This is a genomic window from Micromonospora sp. NPDC005806, assembly GCF_042871425.1.
GTDB lineage: Bacteria > Actinomycetota > Actinomycetes > Mycobacteriales > Micromonosporaceae > Micromonospora.
In genome coordinates this window covers 18,742-43,407 of the sequence record NZ_JBIAIL010000032.1, presented here as the reverse complement: position 1 = coordinate 43,407, position 24,666 = coordinate 18,742, and the positions used below count along the sequence as shown (strand labels likewise).

Below are 24,666 nucleotides of genomic sequence, written 5' to 3'. Positions count from 1 at the left end.
CGGCTGAAGGTCCCTAGACGGACGGATGAACCATGCCCGATTTTTACGACTTTTATGCCGCAGAAGCTACCTTATTTGGACTCATGATCACGGTTCGTGATGCGTCAACTACGAGACACTCTCGTAGTGAGAGGTCCCAATTGGACATTTCAGGCTAGTTGCAGCGCTCCAGCAGCTGCACCGCCCGCCACCGGGCGACCAGCTTGTCGTACGCCGCCGAGGCCTCTTCCGCCTCGCCCCGGGAGAGCCCGGCCAGCCCGGCGGCGACCAGCTCGGTCGAGTCGTCGGCCGCGAGGGTCTCGTCCGGCAGCAGCTGCACCAGGCCGCCGTAGTCCAGCTCCACCACCGAGCGCGGGTGGAACTCCTCCAGCCAGCGGGCGGCCTCCTCGACCGCCTCGGTGATCGGCGCCTCCCCGACGGACTTGCGCAGCACTGACAGCGCCCGGGACGACCGGCGGCGCGCCTTGGAGATCTCGGTCCGGTAGCGCAGCGCCCGCCGGTCGGGCTCGGTCACCAGCTGCCGCTCCTGCGGGTCGAAGAGCACGAACCAGCGCAGCGGCACGCCCCAGGTGGCGATCTGCTCGTGCACCCGGGGTACCCCGTGCTCCAGCACCCGGGCCCCGCTGCGCCAGTCCTCCACCACCGCCTTGGCCTGGCCGGCCAGGATCGGCGGGACGAACGCGTCGGCCAGCACCGAGGGGACGCCGTCCCGGGCGGTCAGCGCGGCCTCGGCGACCCGGACCCGCAGGTTCCACGGGCAGACCAGCAGCGTGTCGTCGGTCTCCAGCACGTACGCCTCGTCGGGCAGGTCGGGCAGCCGGGTCCAGCCCGCGCCGAGCGCCTCGATCACCGTGGTCCGTTGCCGGACCGGGCCCTCCAGCGGGGCGACCGCGCGGCCCTCGTTGACGTACCGGCGCCAGAACGACTGGCGCTCTCGATCGAAGGCGGTCAGCGGCTCGTACACGCGCAGGTAAGAAGCGAAGAGCGACGGCACGGCGCGATCCTCCCACGAGACGGGACCCGTACGCCGCCGCCGCGACGCGGGTGCGTGACGCGCGCGACAGTACGGGCTGGGCCGATATTAGGCTCAGCAGCACCGGCACCATCCCGCCGGCGTGCCACCAGGTCCGCACCTCACAAGGGCGCACACCGACACAGGAGTCAGTCATGGGCGTATTCGCCAGCACCGACGACCCGGGATCCACGGGTCACGAACAGGTCGTCTTCTGCCAGGACAAGCAGTCCGGGCTGAAGGCGATCATCGGGATCTACTCCACCGCGCTGGGCCCCGCGCTCGGCGGTACCCGGTTCTACCCGTACGCCAGCGAGGAGGATGCCCTCGCCGACGTGCTCGACCTCTCCCGGGGTATGGCGTACAAGAACGCCCTGGCCGGTCTCGACCTCGGCGGCGGCAAGGCGGTCATCTGGGGTGACCCGGAGCAGATCAAGGGCGAGCCGCTGCTGCGCGCGTACGGCCGTTTCGTGGAGTCGCTGGGCGGGCGCTACTACACCGCCTGCGACGTCGGCACCTACGTCGCCGACATGGACGTGATCGCCCGGGAGACCCGCTACGTCACCGGCCGCAGCGTGGAGCACGGCGGCGCGGGCGACTCCTCGATCCTGACCGCCTGGGGCGTCTTCCAGGGCATGCGGGCCGCCGCCGAGCACGTCTGGGGTGCCCCGACGCTGTCCGGCCGGCGGGTCGGCGTGGCCGGCCTGGGCAAGGTCGGCAAGTACCTGACCGGTCACCTGCTCGCCGACGGCGCGGAGGTCGTGGCGACCGACGTCAACCCGAAGGCCCTGGAGTGGGTGCGCGCCAACCACCCGCAGGTCGAGCTGGTGGACGACACCGCCGCCCTGATCGCCTCCGACATCGACGTGTACGCCCCGTGCGCGCTGGGCGGCGCCCTGAACGACGACACGGTGCCGGTGCTGCGGGCAAAGGTGGTCGCCGGCGCGGCGAACAACCAGCTCGCCCACCCGGGCATCGAGAAGGTCCTCGCCGACCGGGGCATCCTCTACACCCCGGACTACGTGGTGAACGCTGGCGGTGTGATCCAGGTCGCCGACGAGATCGAGGGCTTCAACTTCGACCGGGCCAAGCTGCGGGCCACCCGGATCTACGACACCACCCGGGAGATCCTCCGGCTCGCCGACGACGAGGGGGTCCCGCCGGCGGTGGCCGCGGACCGGCTCGCCGAGCGGCGGATGGCCGAGGTCGGCCGGCTCCGGACGATCCGCCTCGGCTGAACGTCACTCCCGGGGGCGGGGCACCGGCTCCGCCCCCGGGGCACCCAGCCCGAGGGTCGGCGTTAAGCTGACAATTGGGACGCTTCGTACCGGTATGCGCGCTGTCACGGCCGGTCCCGGCACCCGCTCCTTACCGGGTACAATTTGTGACGGCCGGGTAACTGCGACGCGCAGAGCCGGCTGACGGTAACCCGAGGTGCCGAACGGTGGCATCCCCATGTACCGTAAGAGCCACGAGAGATGCCTGACGTCATCGGGGCCCGCCTTCGGGCTGCCCCGCATTCTGTGCGAGGGGGTCGAGCCATGGGGCGCGGCCGTGCTAAGGCCAAGCAGACAAAGGTGGCCCGGGAGTTGAAGTATCACTCCCCGAACACCGACCTCGCCGCCTTGCAGCGAGAACTCGGCGGTGGCGGCAAGTCGGACCACGACTTCGACGACGACTACAAAGAGTATGTCGACGACGATGACGAGGACCACGCGGACGAGGACCCGGACACCTGGGCCCGTCCGACCCGCTGACCTCCGGTCACATCTGAGCACGCGGTAGGCCCGCGTGCTCACGCATGTGCTCTGCGGGAGCCGGCGTACCGACCGACGATCAGGGACCTGCCGCACCGGGCCACGGCTCCGGCGCGCGCCGGCAGGTCCTTGATCGCGGACTCGTACCGTCAGCGGGGCCGGTTGTTCCAGTTGTAGAACGTCGGGATGTTCTCGAAGTGGTTCCACGCGCACACCGCGCTGGCCCCGTCGCCGCCCGACACCTCCGCCCGCAACAGCCGCGCGGCCTCGGCCTCGTGGAGCAGTGCGGTCAACCCCACGGCGGCTTCCCGCACCCGGTCGGCGACCGGATCCGGGTCGGCTCCCCCGACGCGCTCAGGCTGCCGGTGACCCATGGTCTCGGGCATGCTCCAACACTCCCTCCAATAGGCGGATCTTGCTGTTGCGGCAGTGCTCGGTCTCCGTACCGTCAAAACGCCCCAGCTCGAAGTAGCGGTTGGCCGCGTGGCCACCGCCGCAGAAGCCGAAGTAAGGGCAGGACGACCGGCAGGCCTCGACACCCGCGAGGAACTCACCCACCCAGGGCGTCCGCCCGGCGCCGGCCAGGATCTCGGCCAACGGGGCGGTCAGCACGTTGCCGCTGCTGAAGTCCCCGTACCGGGGGTCGGTGAAGCCGGCCAGCTCCGGGGAGAGCACGACCACCGAGCCGTCGTGGGCGACGGTGGGGATCGGGTCCAGCCGGCGGGGCAGCAACTCGTCCGCCGTGCCGTCCAGGACGGCCCCGGCGTACCGCAGCGACCACTCCACCTCGCGCAGATGGATCCGGGGGTCCCGGCGCCACGCGGCCACCAGCTCCGCCCAGAACCCGGTCACCGTCGCCGCGTCCCGGGCGTTGGTCCGGGTGTTGACCCCCTCGGTCTCCTCGATGTTGACCCCGAGCACGTCGCAGCCGAGATCGAGGAAGTAGTCGTACAGCTCGGTGGCCAGACCCGGTTGCGGTCGGGAGACCACCGCCAGGGCCGAGAACGGCAGCCCGTGCCGGCGCAGCGCCGCCACCCCGGCCAGGATCCGGTCGTACGCCGGCCGCCCGCCCCGGGTGACCCGCTCGGCGTTGCGCGCCCGCGGCCCGTCCACGCTCACGCTGACCCGGACGCCGTGCTCGGCGAAGAACGCACACCAGGCGTCGTCGATCAGCGTGGCGTTGGTCTGGACGTGGTGCTCCACCTCCGGCGCGAACGGGGCGAGCAGGGCGGCCAGGTGCTCCCGGCCGGCCGCGAGCGGTTCCCCGCCGTGCCAGACGACCGAGAAGCGGCCGGCCGCCGCCCACGGGTTCACCGACGCCGCCACCGCCTCGGCGACCGCGACCGGCATCCGCCGGTCCACCGCCCGCATCGGCAGGTAGCAGTAGGCGCAGTCCAGGTTGCACAGCGTGGTCGGCTGCATCACCACGTACGAGGGGACGGCGGAGATACCCCGCATCCCGGCGTGCGTACGAGCAGCCATCAACCCTCCCCCGCCTAGCCTCAGACCCTTCAGGCTAGGCGGCGGTGGCCACTCGGGTGAACCCCCGATCAGGTGCCCGGATGATCACCAGAGCGTGATCAGCCGCGGGTGTGGTGGCCGATCATCTGCACGTTGCCCGAGCCCTCGATGATCTCGCCGGCCTGCCAGGCGTCGACGCCCCGCCCGGTCAGGGTGGCCAGCGCACGGTCGGCGTCCTCGGCGGAGACGATGGCGAACATGCCGACGCCCATGTTGAAGGTCGCCTCCATCTCCGGGTCCTCGATCCGGCCCTTGGACTGGATCAGGTCGAAGACCGGCTGCGGCTTCCAGGTCGACCGGTTGACCACCGCGTCGACGTGCTCCGGCAGGATCCGGACCAGGTTGCCCGGGATGCCGCCGCCGGTGACGTGGGCCAGCGCCCGCACGTCGGCCTCGGCGATCAGCTTGAGGCAGTCCTGCGCGTAGATCTTGGTCGGGGTGAGCAGCTCCTCGCCGAGGGTCCGCTGCCGGCCGAAGTCCTCGATCACCACGTCCAGCCGCATCCGGCCGGCGCCCAGCAGCACGTGCCGGACCAGCGAGTAGCCGTTGGAGTGCAGGCCGGAGGAGCGCATCGCGATGACGACGTCGCCGACCTCGACCCGCTCCGAGCTGAGGATCTCGCTCTCCTCCACCACGCCGACGCCGGTGGCCGAGATGTCGTACTCGTCGGGGCGCAGCACCCCCGGGTGCTCCGCGGTCTCGCCGCCGAGCAGCGCACAGCCCGCGTACCGGCAGCCGTCGGCGATGCCCGCGCCGATCTCGGCGACCTTGTCCGGGACGACCTCGCCGGTGGCGATGTAGTCGAGCAGGAAGAGCGGCTCGGCGCCGCAGGCGACCAGGTCGTCGACGACCATCGCGACCAGGTCGATGCCGACCGTGTCGTGGATGTCGAGCTGCTGGGCGATCACCAGCTTGGTGCCCACGCCATCGGTGGAGGACGCCAGGATCGGGTTCTTGTACTTCTTGGTGTCCAGCCGGAACAGGCCGGCGAAGCCGCCCAGGTCACCCATGACCTCCGGGCGCCGGGTCTGCTTGACCTTGGACTTGAGCAGCTCGACCGCGCGGTCGCCCGCGTCGATCGACACCCCGGCGTCGGCGTAGGAGACCGAACGTTTGCGCGTCGTACGGCTGGTGCCGGCCGTCCAGGGCTGGCGGTCGCCGCCGGCGCCCGTCGGACTGGTTCCTGCGCCGCTGCGCTCGGACACGTGCGTCACGGTTCTCCCCTTTGTGGTTCTCGCGGGCCGCGGTTGCGGACGGGCCCGCGTCGGGTGGTGCTATGGGCGGTTGGTCGCGCCGCCGGGAGTGGCGACCGACGGCTTCAGGTCGGGGCGCGGCGTCAGACGCGTCGAGCTGAAGTTGTCGTTGGATGCGGCGGTGGTGGCGGTGGGCTGGGCCGCCTCGGCGGTGACCCGACGACCCACTCCTTCGAGCACGTGCTTGCCGATCAGGTTCCCGGCCGGCAGCTCGATCGGGTACTCCCCATCGAAGCACGCCCGGCAGAGTCGGGTCTTCGGCTGCTCGGTCGCGGCGATCAGACCGGGAAGCGATACGTAACCCAGCGTGTCGGCGCCGATCGACCGTCGGATGCCTTCGTTGTCCAGCCCGTTGGCCAGCAGCTCCGCCCGGGTGGCGAAGTCGATGCCGTAGAAGCAGGGCCAGTTGACGGGCGGCGAGGAGATCCGGACGTGCACCTCCAGCGCCCCGGCCTCGCGCAGCATCCGCACGATCGCCCGCTGGGTGTTGCCCCGGACGATCGAGTCGTCCACCACCACCAGGCGCTTGCCCCGGACGTTCTCCCGCAGCGGATTGAGCTTGAGCCGGATGCCGAGCTGGCGCAGGGTCTGCGACGGCTGGATGAAGGTGCGCCCGACGTACGGGTTCTTCATCAGGCCCTGGCCGTAGGTGATGCCGGACTCCTCGGCGTAGCCGATGGCGGCCGGGGTGCCGGACTCGGGCACCGGGATCACCAGGTCGGCCTCGACCGGGTGCTCCCTGGCGAGCTGGCGGCCGATCTGCACCCGGGCGGCGTGCACGTTGCGGCCGGCGATGGTGGCGTCCGGCCGGGCGATGTACACGTACTCGAAGAGGCAGCCCTTCGGCTCCGGCGCGGCGAACCGAGTGGACCTGAGCCCGTCCTCGTCGATGGCGATCAGCTCGCCCGGCTCGACCTCGCGGACCACGCTGGCGCCGACGATGTCCAGCGCGGCGGTCTCGCTGGCGACCACCCAGCCGCGCTCCAGCCGGCCGAGCACCAGCGGGCGCACGCCGTGCGGGTCGCGGGCCGCGTACAGGGTCGACTCGTCCATGAAGACGAAGCTGAACGCGCCGCGCAGCTGGGGCAGCACCTCCAGCGCGGCGGCCTCGACGGAGAGATCCGGCCGGCTGGCCAGCAGCATGGTGACCAGCGAGGTGTCGTTGGTCGAGCCGTCGGAGTAGATCCCTCGCTCGGCCACCTCGCGCTGGAGCTCTGCGGTGTTGACCAAGTTGCCGTTGTGGGCCAGCGCGATGGTGGTGCCGGCGCTGGTCGCCCGGATGGTCGGCTGGGCGTTCTCCCAGGTCGAGCCCCCGGTGGTCGAGTAGCGCGCGTGGCCGATCGCGACGTGCCCGCGCAGGCTGGCCAGGGTCGGCTCGTCGAAGACCTGGGCGACCAGGCCGAGGTCCTTGTAGACCACCACGCCCGAGCCGTCGCTCACCGCGATGCCGGCGGCCTCCTGGCCGCGGTGCTGGAGGGCGTAGAGCCCGAAGTAGGTCAGGTTGGCGACCTCCTCCCCCGGGGCCCAGACGCCGAAGACGCCGCAGGCGTCCTGGGGGCCGGGTCGTTGGGGGTCAAGGTCGTGGCTCAGCCGGCCATCGCCTCGGGGCACCTGCCGCTCCCTCATGCTGGTCTGGACTGGCCTGGCGGAGTCCGGGGGCAGCTCCGCGTGGTCGGCCAGGACCGTCGTCGCCTGACAGTGTACGCGAATCAGGGTCGATACCGACAGTCACGATCCGCGTGCCGACGGTGACCCCAGCTCGCGTACGCCCAGCTAGAGCGGGAGGTGCTCGGAGAGGTCGGCGCGGATGCCGCTGACCCGTACGCGACCCTCGGTGACCGCCTCCGCCCAGCCGAGGCGCCCGGTGGCCAACTCCAACCAGGTGGTGGGGTCCGTTTCCACCACGTTCGGCGGTGTTCCTCGGGTGTGTCGCGGTCCCGCCACGCACTGCACCGCGCCGTAGGGTGGGACCCGCACCTCCACCGATCGGCCGGGAGCGCGCTCCGCGAGGACGACCAAGAGGGTACGGACCGCCTCCCGGAGCACCGGCCGTTCGGGCGTACGCCCCTCATCCAGTGCCGTCAACGTTGCAGTGACAGCGGCCGAATAAGCGTGCGGAGAGGACACGACGGGACGATACGACCCGGCAGCAGCCCGCTTGACGCCGGCCCTGGGTAGAGATGATCCGGTCAGACAAGGCATAGTTGCCGACGGCGTATTCGTACCGTGAGTGATCAACTCGGCCCGGCCGGCCGGCCGGCGGGGAGATCAGACCCGGAAGGCGGTGGACGTGTCAACACACCGACGTGCCTGGAAGCAGCGGGCCGGTGTGGTCGTGGCGTTGGTTGTCGGCGCCCTGCTCACCGTCCCCGCCACACCCGCCCTGGCGGCCGACCCTCAGGTGGCGATCACCGGCCTGTCGACGGGCACGCTGCAGAGCGGCCAGTCGACCCAGATGACGTTCTCCGTCACCAACAAGAACGACACGCCGAGCCCCTTCAGCATCAACGTCGACACCTTCAACGGCCTGTCGTGCCAGGGCGAGTGCAACGTACCGGCCCGGGTCCTCACGCCGAACAGCCCGATCTCGATCACCGTGACCCTGGTCGCCGACAACCTCGCCCAGGGCGACACCAAGTCCGGCCAGGTGCGGGTCACCGCCAAGTCGGGCGGCGACCAGGCCAGCGACTCGCGCGACATGACCGTGAGGGGCGCTCCCGCGCCGCCGGCGCAGCCGCAGACGGTCCGGTCGGTCTCCGGCAAGGTCGTCATCGCGGCCAACAGCGAGCCGATCTCGGGCGCGCTCGTGATGCTCCGGGACAGCCAGGGCAAGCAGCGCTCGGCCACCACCGACGGCAGCGGTAACTTCCGCTTCTCCGGCTCGACGTCCGACCCGATCGCGCCCGGCCGGATCGACATGGGCGCCAGCAAGGACGGCGCCCAGATCACCAAGTCGATCGAGGCCGCGGCCGGCGAGGCGAAGACCGGCGTACGGCTCGCCGTGCCGATCGAGGTGAAGGCCACCCCGAGCCCCACCCCGTCGGCCAGCGAGGAGGCCCTGCCGACCGACGAGCCGACCGACGACACCGTCACCGACGCGCCGGCCAGCGACGCCGCCCAGCAGCCCGCCGCCAACCAGGACTCCGGCGGGTTCAGTTCCTGGCTGCTGATCCTGCTCGGCGGTCTCTTCGTGGCCGTCGGCGTCGGCACCATCGTGCTGCTCTACATGCGCCGTAAGAACGAGGGCGACGACGCCGACGGGGACGGTCCGGGCGGGGCCGCCGGGGCGGGCGCCGTGCCGGCCGCTCGGGGTGGCTACCGGGGCGTCGACGACCAGACCCGGGTGGTCAACGGGATGGGTGCCGGGGCGGCGCCGACGATGGTCGGCGGCGGCTCGCTCAGCGACGCGCCGACGATGATGCACCGCCCCGTCGTGGACGACGTCCCGCCGGACCCGTACGGCGCGCCGCCCGGCCCCGGGTACGGCGGCGGGCAGGGCGGCTGGGCCGGCAGCGGCGGCTACGGCGACGACGCACCCGGCCAGGGCGGCTACGGCAACAACGCCTACGGCAACGGCCCCTCCTCGGGCGATGGCTACGGGAACGCGCCGTCCTCCGGCGGCGGTTACGGCAACGCGCCCTCGTCGGGCGGCGGCTACGGCAGCCGGGACTACGGCGCCGGGGCCGGCGGCTACCCGCCCGCGCACGGCGGCGGCTACGGCGGCGAACGGTACGACGAGCCGACCGGCCGCTACACCGGCGACAGCACCCAGTACGCCCCGCCGGCCGACCCGTACCCGACCAGCACCTACCAACCGGACCAGGGCTCGGGTTACGGCCAGCAGGACCAGGGCCGCCACGGCCGTGGCTCGGAGCAGGGCAACAGCTACGGTGCGGGCGGCGGGTACGGCGCCCAGGGCGGCTACGACAACGGCCCGTCCGGTGGCTATGACAACGGCTCCTCGGGCGGTTACGACAACGGCCAGCAGGGCTACGACGGCTACGACCAGCGCGGCGGCTACGGCGGCAACGACGGTTACGGCCAGCAGGGCGGCTACGGCCAGCAGAGCGGCTACCCGCAGCAGGGTGGCCACGGCCAGCAGGGCGGGTACGGCCAGGAGCAGCCGCCGCCGCAGCGCAACGGTGGCTACGACAACCACGGCTACGACCAGGGTGGCCACTACGGCGACCCGGCCCAGACCGGACGCGGTCGCTCCGATGGCCCGCAGGACCGCGGCGGTCGCCGCCTGGACTGGCTGGACGACTGAGCGCCGGGGCCGAGGCCCCGACCGACAACGACAGTGGCCGCCCGGATCCTCCGGGCGGCCACTTCACGTATCGGGGCCCACGAGCGCGGGCCGGTCACAGCTGCGCGGCTCAGGCGGCGGTGAAGCAGCCCTGCCGTAGCACCGGCACCACCTCGGAGACGCCGACCTGGACGGCGACCTCCACGTCGCCGCCGAAGCCGCCCTCGACCAGTTCCCGGCCGGAGACGCAGCCACGGACCGCAGCCGGCACGTCGGGCGTGCTGGCCAGCGCGGCCAGCGCCATCGCCGCCTCCACCGAGAGCCCACCCGGTACGCCGGAGAGGGCGTCCAGCACGCTGGCCGCCCCCAGTTGGTCCTCCACGCACGGCCGCAGCGAGCCGTCCGGCCAGCGCTCCCCGGCGGCCACCACGCCCACCGGGGCGTCGGTCGAGCCGTACCCCTGGGCGCGCAGCCAGCGCCCGACGGCGCGGGCGTTACGCAGGCACGCCGCCACCACCGGCACGCCGGTGGCGCTCGCGGCGGCGCTGATCGCCGAGCCGTTCGGCGACGGCAGCACCAGGTCGGTGACGACCGGTGCGGTCCGCAACGCCGCCGGCGAGAGCGACCAGGGGTGCTCCGGGGTCATCTGCCGACGGCCGACCGCGGCGACGGCGCCCACGCGGCGGGCGTACTCGGCCGCCTGCTCCCCCCAGGGGAACGGGTGCACCCGCATGCCGCGGCTGACCGCGACCTCGACGGCGGTGGTGAACGAGAGCACGTCCACCACCACCAGGGCCGCGCAGACCCGGCCGAGCTCCGCCGCCCCGGTCAGCCCCCAGTCGAACCGGGCGCCGGACCCGGGTTGGGCGAAGACGGCCAAGGCCAGGGCCTCAGCGCTGATCGGGCGCGGAGCGCTGGTCCGGTTCACCGGCAGCCGTCGCGGACTCCTCCGGACCGGCCTCGGCCGGGTCGGACGCCGCCTCGCGAGCGTCCGCGGCGCCGTCGGGCGTGGTGTCGACGGCGGCCGGAGCGACCGCCGCCTCCGGCGACGCGTCCGCAGCCTCGGTCGGGGCGTCCCCGGCCTCGGTCGAAGCCTCCGTCGAGGTGGCCTCGGCATCCGCCACGTCGGCCTCGGCCGCCAGGACCTGGGCCGCTGCCTCGCCGCCGAAGAGGCGCGGCAGGGTCGCGGTGTGCGCGGCGCGCAGCTCGTCCAGGCCGATCCGGAACTGGCCGTGCACCTCCAGGGCGCCGCCGGCCGGATCGGTGACCCCGATGAGCTCCCACGGCACCCCGTGCTCGGCGCAGAGGGCGGTGAACGCCTTCTCGTGCCCGCGCGGCACCGACACCAGCACGCGGCCGGCGGACTCGCTGAACAGGAAGACGAACGGCATCGACCCGTCGGCGAAATGCTCCGGCACCGCGACGCGCGCACCCACGCCGCGCCGCAGGCAGGACTCGACCAGGCTCTGGGCGAGGCCACCGTCGGAGAGGTCGTGCGCGGAGCTGAGGTGCCCCACCCGGGCCGCGTCGGCCAGCAGCTCGGCGAGCTGCCGCTCGCGGGCCAGGTCGACCTGCGGCGGGATGCCGCCCAGGTGCTCGTGGGTCACGCAGGCCCACTCCGAGCCGGAGAGTTCGACGTGCGTCTCGCCCAGCAGGAAGAGCTGGTCGTGGTCACCGGCCGGACGCGGCATGAAACCCATCGGCACCCGGTCGGCGACGTTGTCCAGCACGCCCAGCACGCCGACCACCGGCGTCGGGTGGATCGCGGCCGCGCCGGTCTGGTTGTAGAAGCTGACGTTGCCGCCGGTCACCGGGATGCCCAGCTCCAGGCAGCCGTCCGCGAGGCCGCGGACGGCCTCGGCGAACTGCCACATCACGCCCGGGTCCTCCGGCGAGCCGAAGTTGAGGCAGTTGGTCACCGCGATCGGCTTGGCGCCGGTCACCGCCACGTTCCGGTACGCCTCGGCCAACGCGAGCTTCGTCCCGTGGTACGGGTCGAGGCGCGCGTACCGGCCGTTGCCGTCGACGGAGAGGGCGACACCGAGGCCGGTCCGCTCGTCGATCCGGATCACGCCGGAGTCCTCCGGCTGGGCGAGCACGGTGTTGCCCAGCACGTACCGGTCGTACTGCTCGGTGACCCAGGTCTTGTCGGCCAGGTTCGGCGAGGCGATCATCCGCAGCACGGTCTCGCGCAGCGAATCCGGGGTGTTCGGCCGGGGCAGCGTCTCGGCCCGGTCGGCCTGGAGCAGGATGAGGTCGGCCGGCTCGCGCATCGGACGGGCGTAGACCGGCCCGTCGTCGACCAGCGAGCCCGGCGGCACGTCGACCACCACGCGGTCGCGCCAGCTGATCAGCAGGCGGCCCGGCTGGCCGTCCGGCGCCGGCGGGGTGACCTCACCGATGGCGGTGGCGAGCACGCCCCACTTCTCGGCGGTCTTGAGTACCGCCTCCAGCTTGTCCGGGGCGACGACCAGCAGCATCCGCTCCTGGGACTCGCTGGCCAGGATCTCGTGCGGCTCCATCGAGGGCTCGCGCAGCGGGACCCGCTCCAGCCACACCCGCATGCCGGTGCCGGCCGCCGCGGCGGTCTCGGTGAGCGCGCAGGTCAGGCCGGCGCCGCCGAGGTCCTGGATGCCGACGACCAGCTCGGCGTCGTACAGCTCGAGGCACGCCTCGATCAGCAGCTTCTCGGTGAACGGGTCGCCCACCTGCACCGACGGGCGGCGCTGCTCGCTGCCCTCGTCGAAGGTGGCGCTGGCCAGCACCGACACGCCGCCGATGCCGTCCCGGCCGGTCTTGGCGCCCATCAGCACCACCACGTTGCCGGGGCCGGCGGCCTCCTTCTTCTGCAGCCGGTCGACCGGCAGCACGCCGAGGCAGAGCGCGTTGACCAGCGGGTTGCCCTGGTAGCAGGGGTCGAAGACGACCTCGCCGCCGATGTTCGGCAGGCCCAGGCAGTTGCCGTAGCCGCCGACGCCGGCCACCACCCCGGGCAGCACGCGGGCGGTGTCCGGGTGGTCGGCCGCGCCGAAGCGCAGCGGGTCCATCACCGCGACCGGGCGGGCACCCATGGCGAGGATGTCCCGGACGATGCCGCCGACGCCGGTCGCCGCGCCCTGGTAGGGCTCGACGAAGCTCGGGTGGTTGTGCGACTCGACCTTGAAGGTCACCGCCAGTTCGTCGGAGACCCGGACCACGCCGGCGTTCTCGCCGATCCCGGCGAGCAGCCGGTCGCTCGGCGGGGCCTTCTCGCCGAACTGGCGCAGGTGCACCTTGCTCGACTTGTAGGAGCAGTGCTCGCTCCACATGATCGAGTACATGGCCAGTTCGGCCTGGGTGGGCCGGCGGCCGAGGATGTGCCGGATCCGGTCGTACTCGTCGTCGCGGAGACCCAGCTCCGCGTACGGCTGAAGCTCGTCCGGGGTGTCCGTGGCCCGGGGCACGGTGTCCACACCAGGCGCCCAGTCGTCGGCCGGGCCGGCCTGCGGCACCACGCCCGGCGTCTCCCGCAGCCCCGCGTCCGGATGGGTGGTCATGACCTCTCCTCGCTGCGCTCGCCGCCGTACGGGCGGGTGAGCCGACCGTTGATCCCGCCGCGCACGGTCACGCCGGCGCCCCCACCAGGTGCTTGAGCACCGAGGTGAAGAAGCCGAGACCGTCCAGGGAGGGGCCGGTGAGCGCCTCCACCGCGTGCTCAGGGTGCGGCATGATGCCGACCACGTTGCCGGCCTCGTTGGTGATCGCGGCGATGTCGCGCTGCGATCCGTTGGGGTTGCCACCGAGGTAGCGGGCGACGACCCGGCCCTCGGCCTCCAGCCGGTCCAGGGTCGCCGGGTCGGCGACGTAGCAGCCCTCGCCGTTCTTGACCGGGACCAGCACCTCCTGGCCCGGCTGGAACGCGTTGGTCCAGGCGGTGCCGACGGACTCGATGCGGAGGATCTGGTCCCGGTTGCGGAAGTGCAGGTGCTGGTTGCGGGTGAGGGCACCCGGCAGCAGGTGGGCCTCGCAGAGGATCTGGAAGCCGTTGCAGATGCCGAGCACCGGCAGGCCGCCCTTGGCGGCGTCCACGATCGTCTCCATCACCGGGGCGAACCGGGCGATGGCCCCGCAGCGCAGGTAGTCACCGTAGGAGAAGCCACCGGGCAGGACGACGGCGTCCACCCCGTGCAGCTCCGGGTCGCCGTGCCAGAGTCGGACCGGTTCGGCGCCGGCGATCCGGACGGCACGGGCCGCGTCCCCGTCGTCGAGCGAGCCGGGGAAGGTCACCACACCGACGCGGGCGGTCACGGGTGCGCGTCCACGGTCTCGTCGCTCTCGACCAGGCGGACGGTGTAGTCCTCGATGACCGGGTTGGCGAGCAGCTTGTCGGCGATCTCCCGGGCCCGGTCCAGGTCCGGTTCACCGGTGAACTCGATCTCGATCCGCCTGCCGATCCGGACCGAGGCGACGTCGCTGACGCCGAGCCGGGGCAGCGCGTTTGCGACGGCCTGGCCCTGAGGATCGAGGATCTCGGGCTTGAGCATGACGTCGACGACGACGCGAGGCACGGGGCACTCCTGACTGTGTACGCAGTTGGGTGCCGGCCCACAACGGGGCGAGCGCAGCCAGCCTACCTGGCAGATACCGTCCCGCCCGAACCGGCCGGGGGCAGTTCAGGCAGTGATCGGCGTAACCGGCTGTCGGGATGGAACGACGATGCGGGTTCGTTGCGACCTCGATACGGATTCGTTGCCCGGCACCGGCAACGGATCGCGGCGGCAGGCCTCCCACCAGGCATTTTCGGACCCGACGCCGGCCCGGCGACCGGTTTCCGACAGACGGCCCGGACAGGTGCCGCCGACCGATGGCGTTGATCGACGGTGGATGATCCGAATCTGGTGACAGGCAACCGCTGAGGTGTCGTCGAGCGTCGATGGAGACAGCCTCGGCCGTCGCGAACAACCGGGCCTGGATCACCTTGATGGCCGGTGTCGGACGGTTAGCGCCCGGAGCGACGCGGATGGGTCGGTGGCACCCCGCCCGTCCGCGCCGCGCCGTTTTTCAGCATCCGATCAGGTGAACAAGGCACCCGTTCGGGCCGCCGACCGGCTGACAGCATCGGAAACGTGCTGGTCGTGACGACGGATCAACTGCCCGGCTACGAGATCCGCCAGATCCTCGGCGAAGTGGTGTCCTCCATGGCGAGGACCCGCAACCCCTACCGCGAGGGGGTCAAGAACCTGCGTGGTGGTGCCTACGACCCGATGGCACCGGACAACCTCACCCGCTGGCGTACCGACTCGGTGGCGCGGCTCGGCGAGGAGGCTCGCCGGCTCGGCGCGAACGCGGTGATCGGCATGCGCTTCGACAGCCGGGACTGCGGCGAGATGTGGATGGAGATCTGCGCCTACGGCACGGCGGTGATCGTCGTACCCAAGATGCCTGACGTCATGCCGCCCGACCAGCCCATGGTCGCGGCCGAGACCGCCCACGAACCGGAGATCGCCGAGGCCCCCGGTGGCATCGCCGAACCCGCGAGCGCCCCCAACCTCTCCTCGTCGGCCGAAACCCCCACCCCCGGCTCTTAACCGACTCGGGTCAGAGGATGGGGGGTGGGGAGTAGGCGGCGGCCTCGGGGTGGGCCTCGACGATCTTGCTGATGCGGGCGGTGACGCGATCGACCTGGGTGGCGGCGGCGCCGACGAAGGCGTTGCGGTCGGCAACCAGGGCGTCGATCTCGGCCCGGGTCAGGCCCAGGCGACCGTCGGCGGCGAGGCGGTCGAAGAGGTCGTTCTCGGCGGCGCCCTTCTCCCGCATGGCCAGCGCCACGGCCACCGCGTGCTCCTTGATCACCTCGTGCGCGGCCTCCCGGCCGACGCCGCGACGAACCGCCGCCACCAGGATCTTCGTGGTGGCCAGGAACGGCAGGAAGCGCTCCAGCTCCCGGTTGATCACCGCCGGGTACGGCCCGAACTCGTCCAGCACGGTGAGGAAGGTCTGGAACAGCCCGTCGGCGGCGAAGAAGGCGTCCGGCAGGGCGACCCGGCGGACCACCGAGCAGGAGACGTCCCCCTCGTTCCACTGGTCGCCGGCCAGTTCGCCGACCATCGACAGGTAACCCCGGATGATCACCGCGAAGCCGTTCACCCGCTCCGACGACCGGGTGTTCATCTTGTGCGGCATGGCGCTGGAGCCCACCTGGCCGGGCTTGAAGCCCTCGGTGACCAACTCCTGGCCGACCATCAGCCGGATCGTGGTGGCCAGCGACGACGGCGCGGCGGCCACCTGGGCCAGCGCCGCGAGCACGTCGAAGTCCAGCGAGCGCGGGTAGACCTGACCGACGCTGTCCAGCACCCGGGCGAAGCCCAGGTGGTCGGCGACCCGACGCTCCAGCTCGGCCACCTTGTCGGCGTCGCCGTCGACGAGGTCGAGCTGATCGGCGGCGGTGCCGACCGGCCCCTTGATGCCGCGCAGCGGGTAGCGGCCGATCAGGTCCTCCAGCCGCTCGTACGCGATCAACAGCTCCTCGGCGGCGGAGGCGAAGCGCTTGCCCAGCGTGGTGGCCTGCGCCGCGACGTTGTGCGACCGGCCGGTCATCACCAGGCCGGAGTACTCGTGGGCGTGCCACGCGAGCCGGGCCAGGGTGGCCACCACCCGGTCCCGGGTCAGCTCCAGCGAGGCGCGGATCTGGAGCTGCTCGACGTTCTCGGTGAGGTCCCGGGAGGTCATCCCCTTGTGCACGTGCTCATGCCCGGCGAGCGCGCTGAACTCCTCGATCCGGGCCTTCACGTCGTGCCGGGTGATTCGCTCGCGCTCCGCGATAGAGGTCAGGTCGACGGCGTCAATGACCCGCTCGTACGCCTCGACCACCCCGTCCGGCACCGGCACGCCGAGGTCCCGCTGAGCCTTGAGCACGGCGAGCCAGAGCCGCCGCTCCATCCGCACCTTCTCCTCCGGGGACCAGAGGGCGACCAGTTCGGGCGAGGCGTACCGGTTGGCGAGCACGTTCGGGATCGTCGTCACGGCCCTCATTCTTTCGTACGCGGCTGCCGCGCCCGAACGCGGTCACCGACGCGGGGGCGAGACGGAGGCGTATACAGAAACGTATACTCCAAGGCATGACGGCGATGATGCGGGTGAGTCCGGAGACCAGGGAGCAGGTGCTCCGGGTCGCTGCCGAGGACTACGGCGGCGTCAGCGCGGACGAAGCCGTCAAGCGGCTGCTCCAGGAGCACTGGCAGGCCAAGGCGGTGGCCGCGATGGACCACTACCGCGCCGTCGACCAGGAGGGGTGGGCCGAATATCTGGTGGAGGCCGACCGCTGGCACCGCGCCGACGCCCCGGTCGGCGACCCCTGGGACGAGGAGGCGTGACGCGACGGGTGCGCCCGTGGGAGGTCTGGTGGCTCGACTTCGACCCCACCTCCGGGCACGAGCAGCGAGGACACCGCCCGGCGCTGGTGGTGTCGTCCGCCTTCCACCTCGCCCTCACCGGCAGCGCGCTGGCCAGCGTCCTTCCGCTCACCAGCCGGGAGCGCCCCGGCTGGCTGCACCGGGTGAAGATCGAGCTGCCCGGTCAGCACCGCGGCTGGGCGATCACCGAGCAGCTCCGCACCGTCTCGACCGGGCGATTCACCGGCCGCGGCCCGATCCATCGGTTGACCCCCGAGCAGATCACCGAGGTACGAGAAGTCCTCCGGCAGATGATCGACCTCTGATCAGGACGGAGTCCCGGCCGCCGAGGGACCCGACGGCCGGGACGCCGGAGAACCTGGTCACCAGGTGGGACGGAGGACCGGGTCGAGGGCCAACTCCCGGAGCTGTTCCTGGGTGAGCAGGAACCGCCCGTCGCCGCACATCAGGTTGAGCACGATCCAGGTGCCGTCGGGGTAGAGAACGTCGACCCGCCGGTAGTGCAGCTGCACCTCGGGGTCCTTGGGGCGACGGCTGAGGTTCTCGACCGACGCGATCTCCCGGATGTGCGCACCGCCCGGTCCCGTGGACAGAGCGCAGGAATCCTCGTGGTCCCGGCCGCACTCCTTGATGTACCGGAACAAGCCCAGCTGCGGCTCCGCCAGAGCCGAGACCCACAGCTGGTTACCGAACGCACCCTGGGGGTCGACCGGATAGGCACGGAGCGAAAAGCCGACGTTGCGGTAGTCCTCGGAGTCGGTGGCGAACGGGGTGTCGCTCGTCGGGCTCGTCGGGAAGTCAAGGCCGCGGACCGCGCTAGGTTGCGTCCACCGGACCCCGGGCACCCGCGCCGCGACAGCGGCCGCCACCCCGTCCCGGTACCGGGCGGAGTACTCCGACGGCCGTTGGTTGTTGCTGATCCGGTACGGGGGCCGGGAGGCGTGGGCGGACGGCGCGGTCGTGGGCAGCTTGTGCTGCCGGTCGACCATCAGGCCGGCGCCGAGGGTCACCGCGAGCACCGCGCCGGCCGCGACCCCGCACACGGCGACCCGGCGGACCCGGACCAACCGCCGCTGCCGCTTGATCACCCGGTCCAGGTCGATTGCGGTCGGCGGCGTCTCGCCGATCGCCGCGTCGAAGAGCTCCCGGTACGTCACGCGAACCTCCCTGCCTGCAGTGCCGGCTGGTCGGCGGCCAGCACGCGGAGCGTCTCCAGCGCCCGGGCGGCCTGGCTCTTCACCGTGCCGGTGGTGACGCCGAGGATCTCGGCGGTCTCCTCGACCGACAGGTCGCAGTAGAAGCGCAGCACCAGCACCGCGCGCCGCCGCTCGGGTAGCCGGCCAAGCAGGTCGAGCAGCAGTTCGCGGTCGGCCAGCGACGGTCCGGTGTCCGGCGCAGGGCCGTCCGGGATCTCGTCGGTGCTGCGTTCCCGCCGCCACGGCCGGCGCCGTTCGTCCAGCCAGGCGTGGGTGAGCACGCGTCGGACGTACGCGTCGACGTTCTCCGCCGCGCGGACCCGCCGCCACCCCCGGTAGAGCTTGCCCAGGGTAATAGAGACGAGGTCGTCGGCGGTGTGCCAGTCCCGGCAGAGCAGGTACGCCGTGCGGCGCAACTGCTCCAGCCGGGCGGTGACGAACTGCCGGTACTCGTCCTCGTCCGCCCGCTTCACCCGGTCCGCCTTCGACGCCTCATGTCCAAGGGACGGAGCACGGGGCCGTCAAGGTTGCTCGGCTCAGCGTTCGAGGATCGCGGTCACGCCCTGCCCGCCGGCGGCGCAGATGGAGATGAGGCCGCGCCCGCTCCCCGTCTGCTCGAGGAGCTTGGCCAGGGTGGCCACGATCCGACCGCCGGTGGCCGCGAACGGGTGCCCGGCGGCCAGCGAAGACCCGTTGACGTTCAGCTTGTCCCGGTCGATCGAGCCGAGCGGCGCGTCGAGGCCCAGCCGCTCCTTGCAGAACTCGGGCGACTCCCAGGCGGACAGGGTGGCCAGCACCTGCGAGGCGAACGCCTCATGGATCTCGTAGAAGTCGAAGTCCTGCAGGGTCAGGCCGGCCCGGGCCAGCATCCGCGGCACCGCGTACGCGGGGGCCATCAGCAGCCCCTCGTCGCCGTGCACGAAGTCAACCGCGGCCGTCTCGGACCAGGAGAACCAGGCCAGCACCGGCAGCTTGTGCTCCCGCGCCCACTCCTCCGACGCCAGCAGCACGGTCGACGCGCCGTCGGTGAGCGGGGAGGAGTTACCGGCGGTCATGGTGGCCCGCTCGGCGTCCGGGCCCTTGGTGGCGAAGACCGGCTTGAGCGAGCCGAGCTTGTCCAGGGTGGTGTCCGGCCGGAGGTTCTGGTCGCGGGTCAGCCCGAGGTAGGGGGTCATCAGGTCGTCGAAGAACCCTGTCTCGTACGCGGCGGCGAGCCGCTGGTGCGAGCGGAGCGCCAGCTCGTCCTGGGCCTGCCGGTCGACGTTCCAGCGCAGCGCCGTCTTCGCCGCGTGCTCCCCCATGGACAGTCCGGTACGCGGTTCCGCGTTGCGCGGGATCTCCGGCTTGAACGGCTGGAGCGGGCGGAGCTTCGCGGCGACCTTCAGCCGCTCGCCGAGGGTGCGGGCGGAGTTGAGCTGGATCAGGGTGCGGCGCAGGTCCTCGTTGATGGCCAGCGGCGCGTCGGAGGTGGTGTCCACGCCGCCGGCGATGCCGACCTCGAGCTGCCCGAGGGCGATCTTGTTGGCGACCAGGATGGCGGCCTCGAGCCCGGTGCCGCAGGCCTGCTGGATGTCGTACGCCGGGGTGTGCGGGTCGAGCCGGGAGCCGAGCACCACCTCGCGGGTGAGGTTGAAGTCCCGGGAGTGCTTGAGCACCGCGCCGGCGACCACCTCGCCGACCCGCTGCCCGGCCAGGCCGAACCGGGCGACCAGACCATCCAGGGCCGCGCCGAGCAGGTCGGAGTTGGACGCGTGCGCGTAGCGCGAGTTGGACCGGGCGAAGGGGATGCGGTTGCCCCCGATGACCGCGACCCGCCGGACACTCTGCACGATCGGCCTCCTCTGAAGCTGTTGCCCGAACCCTACTCGCCAGTAGGCTACGCCTATGACCGACAGGTACGCGAGCTTCGTCCAGACGGGGGCCGGTCGCGCGCTGGTCAAGCGCCTCGGGCTGCCCGATCCGCCTCGACTGCGCCGGCACACGCCGGGCGACCCGCTCGTCCCCGGGCCGGTCCTGCTCGGCGCCGCGACCGGCGGCCGGCTCGCCGAGCAGGTCACCAAGATGCTGACCTTCGCCGGGGTCGAGCTGCGCGACCCGGTCGCCGCCACCGATGCCACGGCACGCTACGCCGGCCTGGTGTACGACGCCACCGGCATCACCGACTCCACCGGGCTGCGCCAGCTCTACGACTTCTTCCACCCGCACGCCCGGGCGCTGCTGTCCAGCGGTCGGGTGGTGGTGCTGGGCACCCCGCCGGCCGAGTGCGGCTCGCCCCGCGAGGCGACCGCCCAGCGCGCCCTGGAGGGGCTCACCCGCAGCATCGGCAAGGAGTTCGGGCGGGGGGTCACCGCCCAGCTCGGGTACGTCACGAAGGACGGTGACGCCGGCACCCCGGTCAGCCTGGAGGCCACGCTGCGCTTCCTGCTGTCCGGCCGGTCCGCGTACGTCTCGGGCCAGGTGATCCGGATCGGCACCGGCACCGCCGTCGCACCGGCCGACTGGGACCGGCCGCTGGACGGGCAGGTCGTGCTGGTCACCGGGGCGGCGAGGGGCATCGGCGCGGCGCTGGCCAAGGTGCTCGCCCGGGACGGCGCCAAGATCGTGGCGCTGGACGTGCCGGCCGCCGGGGACGCGCTGGCCGCGGTCGCCAACGAGGTCGGCGGCAGCGCGCTGCAGCTCGACCTGACCGCGCCGGACGCCCCGACCCGGCTGGCCGAGCACCTGGCCGGCCGGCACGGCCGGGTCGACGTGGTGGTGCACAACGCCGGCATCACCCGGGACAGGACCCTGGGCCGGATGGACGCCGACCGCTGGGACCAGGTCATCGATGTGAACCTCTCCAGCCAGGAGCGGATCAACGACGTGCTGCTGGAGCGCGACCTGATCCCGGCCGGCGGCCGGATCGTCGCGGTCTCCTCGATCGCCGGCATCGCCGGCAACCGGGGGCAGACCAACTACGCGACCAGCAAGGCCGGCGTGATCGGCCTGGTCGACTCGCTCGCCCCGGTGCTGCGCGAGCGGGGCGTCAGCCTCAACGCGGTCGCGCCCGGCTTCATCGAGACCCGGCTGACCGCGCGGATCCCGCTGATGATCCGGGAGGCCGGGCGGCGGATGAACAGCATGGCTCAGGGCGGTCTGCCGGTGGACGTGGCCGAGACGATCGGCTGGCTGTCCTGGCCGGCGACCGGCGCGGTCACCGGCAACATCATCCGGGTCTGCGGCCAGAGTCTGCTGGGGGCGTGATGGCACGGCGTAAGCAGCGACGGTCGGAGGAGCCGGCCGAGGAGCTGTCGGTGCACGAGCTGATCGACGGCCCGACCCAGGACCTCACGGCGGCCCGGAACGCGGTCGCGGCGGCGGGCGACGACCCCGGGTCCTCCGTCGAGGCGACCCAGGACCTCTCCGGCCTGGCCGACGAGCTGACCCGGGACCTCTCGGCGGCGGCCGCGGCGGCCACCCGGGACGGGTCGGCCGGCGGGCAGCCATGGGCGGCGACGCTGACCGCCCCGGGCCGGACCGGTCCGGAGGGGCGGGTCCGGATCGACCTGCCCCGGATGCCGGCGGCCGGCGCGCTCTACCGGCGGGCCCTGCTCGGCGCGCTGCCGGGGACGGGGAGGCGGCGCGGCCGGGACGTGCCGGAGGTGGAGCTGGCCGTGACCGGGGTGACCGTGGACCCGGCGCACCTGGCCGACTACGACCGGGTGTGCGGGTTCCGGCTCGCCGACCGGCTGCCGGCCACGTACGTGCACGTGCTGGGCTTCCCGCTGGCGTTGCGGCTGATGACGCTGGCGGAGTTCCCGATCCCGCTGACCGGGGTGGTGCACGTGGCGAACCGGATCACGGTGCACCGGCCGGTCGAGGCCGGCGAGACCCTGGACTTCCGCACGTACGCGGAGAACCTGCGCCCGCACGAGCGGGGCCGGCAGCTCGACGTGGTGCTGGTCGGCTCGGTCGACGGCGAGGAGGTCTGGCGGGGCGTCTCGACGTACCTCGGGAAGGAGCGCACGGCGGGCGGTGGCCCGCGGCGCGAGCGGGGTGACCGCCCGACCCCGCCGGCCTCGTCCGCGCAGTGGCGGGTGACCCCCCGGGTCGGCATCGACTACGCCCGGGTCTCCGGGGACCACAACCCGATCCACACCTCGCGGCTGGGAGCGCGGCTGTTCGGCTTCCCGCGCCCGATCGCGCACGGGATGTGGAGCAAGGCGCGGTGCCTGGCGGCGCTGGAGAGCCGGCTGCCGGCGGCGTACACGGTGGACGTGGCGTTCAAGCTGCCGGTGCCACTGCCGTCCACGGTGGCGTTCAGCGCCACCGCCACCGGCGAGACCTGGGACTTCGCCCTGCACGACGCGCGGTCCGGCGGGCCGCAGCTGGTGGGCGCCGTCCGCTGACGTTCGCCGACCGCGGCGGACTAACTGCCGGCCTGATCCGGCGACTCGGCCCGCGACCCGTCCGCGAGCACCGAGCATGAGGGCATGGGGGACGTGCTCGACCTGCTGCACCAGACGGTGACCTCGCCGTGGGTGTACCTGGTGATCATCGCGGTCACCGCGGTCGACGCGTTCTTTCCCGCGGTGCCCGGCGAGACCGTGGTGATCACCGCCGGGGTCTTCGCGGCCGGCGGAGAGCCCCACCTGGCCGGGGTGATCGTGGCCGCCGCCCTCGGCGCGCTGGTCGGCGACCACGTCTCGTACGGCATCGGGCGCGGCGGCGGCGCGCACCGGCTGGCCCGACTGCCCGCCGACAGCCGGCGGCGGGCCGGGTCCGAATGGGCCCGCCGGGCGGTCGACCGGCGCGGCGGGGTGATCCTGACCACGGCTCGGTACGTCCCGGGCGGCCGGACCGCGGTCACCCTGACCATGGGCGCGGTCGGCTATCCGCTGCGCTGCTTCCTGCTGTACGACGCGCTCGCCTGTGGCAGCTGGGGGATCTACTGCGGGCTGCTCGGCTACTTCGGCGGCCTCGCCTTCGAGCGTGACCCGGTCCGGGGCCTGGTCGCCGGCATCGGCCTGTCCCTGACGGTCACCGGCCTGTTCGAGGTGGCCCGGTGGGCCCGCCGCCGGTCCCGCACCCGCGCCGCCGTCCGGCGCTGAGCCCGGGCGGGGTGGACGCCGGCGGCCCGGTCAGCCGGCCGGCGGGTGCCAGGTGACGCCGCGCAGGAGCTGGTCGGCGCCGAGCCAGGCGACGTTCATCATCCGGGTGGCGGTCTTCTCCGGGTCGGCTTCCGGGTGGTCGGCGAGCCAGTCGGCCAGCGACTCGCTGGCGCCGACCAGGGCGTACGCGACGACCTCCAGGTCGGTGGCGCCGACCTCGCGCCCCTTGGCGCGCAGCGCGTGGTCCAGCATCCCGGCGACCACCTCGACCAGCCGGTCGCGCATGGTGGCCAGTTCGGCGGCGAACGGCTGGGAGCCGCGTGCCTGCCGGTAGAGCACCGCCCAGCCGTCCCGGTGCGCCCCGACGAAGCCGAAGAACGCGCGCAGCCCGCGCCAGAGCCGCTCGTCGGCGGGCAGGTCCGGGGCGGCCGCCCCGGCGATGGCCTCCATCATCCGGGTGCCCTCCCGGTGCAGGCAGGCGACAAAGAGCTCCTCCTTCGTCCCCAGGTACGCGTAGACCATCGGCTTGGAGATGCCGGCGTCGTCGGCGATCTCGTCCATGCTGGCCGCGTGGAAGCCCCGGCGCGAGAAGACCTTGACCGCCGCGTCGAGCATCTGCTGCTCGCGTACGGCCCGGGGCAGGCGCTTGAAGGCGGGTGTGCTGGACACCCTTGCGAGCATACCTACTCGTGCGTAAGGTTACGCCTGAGTAACCAAAGTCGGCCCGCCCCGAGAGGTGCATCCCCATGACTGACTTCGACCCGGCCAGCTTCGCGAACCTCGGCCCCAAGGAGTTCGCGCAGCTGGTCAAGTCCACCCCCGACGGCAAGATCGCCGAGATCATGTCCGGTGACCTGCGCGGCAAGGTTCTGAGCGAGGTCTTCAACCGGATGCCGACGCTGTTCCGCGCCGACCGCGCCGGTTCCACCAACGCGGTCATCCACTGGAACATCACCGGTCGCCCGGACGGTGGCACCGACACCTACGAGATCGTCATCGAGAACGGCACCTGCACGGCCGCGGAGACCGCGACCCGCGACCCGAAGCTCAGCCTCACCATGGGCCCGGTCGAGTTCCTGAAGATCGTCTCCGGTGGCGCCAACCCGGTCATGATGTTCATGACCGGCAAGCTGAAGGCCAAGGGCGACCTGGGCCTGGCGGCCAACATCGCCAACCTGTTCGACATCCCCAAGGCCTGAG

Annotated in this window: 25 protein-coding genes; 10 read left to right on the top strand and 15 right to left on the bottom strand. The window is 72.5% G+C overall.

The window, feature by feature from the left end:
* Window positions 1-154: 154 nt before the first annotated feature.
* Entirely contained in the window at window positions 155-994 is an 840-nt protein-coding gene (locus tag ACFYOS_RS26980) for a hypothetical protein (protein WP_387147299.1), read from the bottom strand.
* Window positions 995-1,167: 173 nt separating this feature from the next.
* Between ACFYOS_RS26980 and ACFYOS_RS26975 the strand changes: the two genes are divergently transcribed.
* Window positions 1,168-2,250: a Leu/Phe/Val dehydrogenase gene (locus ACFYOS_RS26975; protein ID WP_387147296.1), complete on the top strand. Its 1,083-nt coding sequence runs from the start codon at window positions 1,168-1,170 to the stop codon at window positions 2,248-2,250.
* A gap of 303 nt (window positions 2,251-2,553) precedes the next feature.
* Window positions 2,554-2,769 carry a DUF3073 domain-containing protein gene (locus tag ACFYOS_RS26970; RefSeq protein WP_265005172.1) on the top strand — a complete coding sequence of 72 codons (216 nt, stop codon included), beginning with the start codon at window positions 2,554-2,556 and terminating at the stop codon, window positions 2,767-2,769.
* 149 nt (window positions 2,770-2,918) lie between these two features.
* On the opposite strand, the gene amcA is transcribed toward ACFYOS_RS26970, so the two are convergent.
* The 5 genes from amcA to ACFYOS_RS26945 form a co-directional block, all read right to left on the bottom strand.
* Complete coding sequence (amcA, locus tag ACFYOS_RS26965; protein WP_387147293.1) at window positions 2,919-3,155, bottom strand: multiple cyclophane-containing RiPP AmcA; 237 nt, start codon at window positions 3,153-3,155, stop codon at window positions 2,919-2,921.
* Window positions 3,124-4,227, bottom strand: a complete 1,104-nt coding sequence (gene amcB / locus ACFYOS_RS26960; RefSeq protein ID WP_387147404.1) for a cyclophane-forming radical SAM peptide maturase AmcB — start codon at window positions 4,225-4,227, stop codon at window positions 3,124-3,126. The genes amcA and amcB overlap by 32 nt, the downstream gene beginning before the upstream one ends.
* 122 nt (window positions 4,228-4,349) lie before the next feature.
* The gene (gene purM / locus ACFYOS_RS26955) at window positions 4,350-5,504 is read right to left on the bottom strand and encodes a phosphoribosylformylglycinamidine cyclo-ligase (protein WP_387147290.1); all 1,155 of its coding nucleotides are present in this window, start codon (window positions 5,502-5,504) and stop codon (window positions 4,350-4,352) included.
* Window positions 5,505-5,564: 60 nt separating this feature from the next.
* Window positions 5,565-7,154 carry an amidophosphoribosyltransferase gene (gene purF, locus ACFYOS_RS26950; RefSeq protein WP_387147287.1) on the bottom strand — a complete coding sequence of 530 codons (1,590 nt, stop codon included), beginning with the start codon at window positions 7,152-7,154 and terminating at the stop codon, window positions 5,565-5,567.
* A 162-nt stretch (window positions 7,155-7,316) separates the two neighbouring features.
* Window positions 7,317-7,670 carry a sterol carrier family protein gene (locus ACFYOS_RS26945; RefSeq protein WP_387147284.1) on the bottom strand — a complete coding sequence of 118 codons (354 nt, stop codon included), beginning with the start codon at window positions 7,668-7,670 and terminating at the stop codon, window positions 7,317-7,319.
* Between the two features lie 103 nt (window positions 7,671-7,773).
* Between ACFYOS_RS26945 and ACFYOS_RS26940 the strand changes: the two genes are divergently transcribed.
* Window positions 7,774-9,810 carry a carboxypeptidase regulatory-like domain-containing protein gene (locus ACFYOS_RS26940; RefSeq protein WP_387147281.1) on the top strand — a complete coding sequence of 679 codons (2,037 nt, stop codon included), beginning with the start codon at window positions 7,774-7,776 and terminating at the stop codon, window positions 9,808-9,810.
* Between the two features lie 109 nt (window positions 9,811-9,919).
* On the opposite strand, the gene ACFYOS_RS26935 is transcribed toward ACFYOS_RS26940, so the two are convergent.
* From ACFYOS_RS26935 to purS, 4 genes are all read right to left on the bottom strand, one after another.
* A complete protein-coding gene (locus ACFYOS_RS26935; protein ID WP_387147402.1) occupies window positions 9,920-10,669 on the bottom strand; it encodes a 2-phosphosulfolactate phosphatase in 750 nt (249 codons plus the stop codon).
* Between the two features lie 10 nt (window positions 10,670-10,679).
* Window positions 10,680-13,325, bottom strand: a complete 2,646-nt coding sequence (gene purL, locus ACFYOS_RS26930; protein WP_387147277.1) for a phosphoribosylformylglycinamidine synthase subunit PurL — start codon at window positions 13,323-13,325, stop codon at window positions 10,680-10,682.
* 67 nt (window positions 13,326-13,392) lie between these two features.
* Window positions 13,393-14,076: a phosphoribosylformylglycinamidine synthase subunit PurQ gene (gene purQ, locus ACFYOS_RS26925; RefSeq protein WP_387147274.1), complete on the bottom strand. Its 684-nt coding sequence runs from the start codon at window positions 14,074-14,076 to the stop codon at window positions 13,393-13,395.
* Complete coding sequence (gene purS, locus ACFYOS_RS26920) at window positions 14,073-14,336, bottom strand: phosphoribosylformylglycinamidine synthase subunit PurS (RefSeq protein ID WP_387147271.1); 264 nt, start codon at window positions 14,334-14,336, stop codon at window positions 14,073-14,075. The genes purQ and purS overlap by 4 nt, the downstream gene beginning before the upstream one ends.
* A 498-nt stretch (window positions 14,337-14,834) precedes the next feature.
* On the opposite strand from purS, the gene ACFYOS_RS26915 reads away from it, so the two are divergent.
* Window positions 14,835-15,356 carry a YbjQ family protein gene (locus tag ACFYOS_RS26915; RefSeq protein ID WP_387147399.1) on the top strand — a complete coding sequence of 174 codons (522 nt, stop codon included), beginning with the start codon at window positions 14,835-14,837 and terminating at the stop codon, window positions 15,354-15,356.
* A 10-nt stretch (window positions 15,357-15,366) separates the two neighbouring features.
* Here the strand turns inward: ACFYOS_RS26915 and purB are convergent, their stop codons facing one another.
* Window positions 15,367-16,791, bottom strand: a complete 1,425-nt coding sequence (gene purB, locus ACFYOS_RS26910) for an adenylosuccinate lyase (protein WP_387147268.1) — start codon at window positions 16,789-16,791, stop codon at window positions 15,367-15,369.
* A 95-nt stretch (window positions 16,792-16,886) separates the two neighbouring features.
* Here purB and ACFYOS_RS26905 point away from each other — a divergent pair, with 95 nt between their 5' ends.
* On the top strand, window positions 16,887-17,141 hold the full coding sequence (locus ACFYOS_RS26905) for a hypothetical protein (protein ID WP_387147265.1): 255 nt from the start codon (window positions 16,887-16,889) through the stop codon (window positions 17,139-17,141).
* Window positions 17,138-17,485, top strand: a complete 348-nt coding sequence (locus tag ACFYOS_RS26900; RefSeq protein WP_387147262.1) for a type II toxin-antitoxin system PemK/MazF family toxin — start codon at window positions 17,138-17,140, stop codon at window positions 17,483-17,485. The genes ACFYOS_RS26905 and ACFYOS_RS26900 overlap by 4 nt, the downstream gene beginning before the upstream one ends.
* A gap of 57 nt (window positions 17,486-17,542) precedes the next feature.
* On the opposite strand, the gene ACFYOS_RS26895 is transcribed toward ACFYOS_RS26900, so the two are convergent.
* The 3 genes from ACFYOS_RS26895 to ACFYOS_RS26885 all read right to left on the bottom strand — a co-directional run bounded on the left by ACFYOS_RS26895 (window position 17,543) and on the right by ACFYOS_RS26885 (window position 20,205).
* Complete coding sequence (locus ACFYOS_RS26895) at window positions 17,543-18,337, bottom strand: hypothetical protein (protein WP_387147259.1); 795 nt, start codon at window positions 18,335-18,337, stop codon at window positions 17,543-17,545.
* Window positions 18,334-18,849: a SigE family RNA polymerase sigma factor gene (locus tag ACFYOS_RS26890; protein WP_387147257.1), complete on the bottom strand. Its 516-nt coding sequence runs from the start codon at window positions 18,847-18,849 to the stop codon at window positions 18,334-18,336. Before ACFYOS_RS26890 ends, ACFYOS_RS26895 begins: the two co-directional genes overlap by 4 nt.
* A 63-nt stretch (window positions 18,850-18,912) precedes the next feature.
* Entirely contained in the window at window positions 18,913-20,205 is a 1,293-nt protein-coding gene (locus ACFYOS_RS26885) for an acetyl-CoA C-acetyltransferase (protein WP_387147255.1), read from the bottom strand.
* Between the two features lie 55 nt (window positions 20,206-20,260).
* Here ACFYOS_RS26885 and ACFYOS_RS26880 point away from each other — a divergent pair, with 55 nt between their 5' ends.
* From ACFYOS_RS26880 to ACFYOS_RS26870, 3 genes are all read left to right on the top strand, one after another.
* Window positions 20,261-21,619: a 3-oxoacyl-ACP reductase gene (locus tag ACFYOS_RS26880; RefSeq protein WP_387147252.1), complete on the top strand. Its 1,359-nt coding sequence runs from the start codon at window positions 20,261-20,263 to the stop codon at window positions 21,617-21,619.
* 254 nt (window positions 21,620-21,873) lie between these two features.
* Entirely contained in the window at window positions 21,874-22,764 is an 891-nt protein-coding gene (locus ACFYOS_RS26875) for a MaoC/PaaZ C-terminal domain-containing protein (protein WP_387147396.1), read from the top strand.
* 84 nt (window positions 22,765-22,848) lie between these two features.
* Window positions 22,849-23,466 (top strand): DedA family protein, encoded by a 618-nt coding sequence (locus ACFYOS_RS26870; protein WP_387147249.1) that lies wholly within the window; start codon window positions 22,849-22,851, stop codon window positions 23,464-23,466.
* Between the two features lie 30 nt (window positions 23,467-23,496).
* On the opposite strand, the gene ACFYOS_RS26865 is transcribed toward ACFYOS_RS26870, so the two are convergent.
* The gene (locus ACFYOS_RS26865; protein ID WP_387147246.1) at window positions 23,497-24,135 is read right to left on the bottom strand and encodes a TetR/AcrR family transcriptional regulator; all 639 of its coding nucleotides are present in this window, start codon (window positions 24,133-24,135) and stop codon (window positions 23,497-23,499) included.
* Window positions 24,136-24,212: 77 nt separating this feature from the next.
* Here ACFYOS_RS26865 and ACFYOS_RS26860 point away from each other — a divergent pair, with 77 nt between their 5' ends.
* A complete protein-coding gene (locus ACFYOS_RS26860; RefSeq protein ID WP_387147243.1) occupies window positions 24,213-24,665 on the top strand; it encodes an SCP2 sterol-binding domain-containing protein in 453 nt (150 codons plus the stop codon).
* Window position 24,666 lies beyond the last annotated feature (1 nt).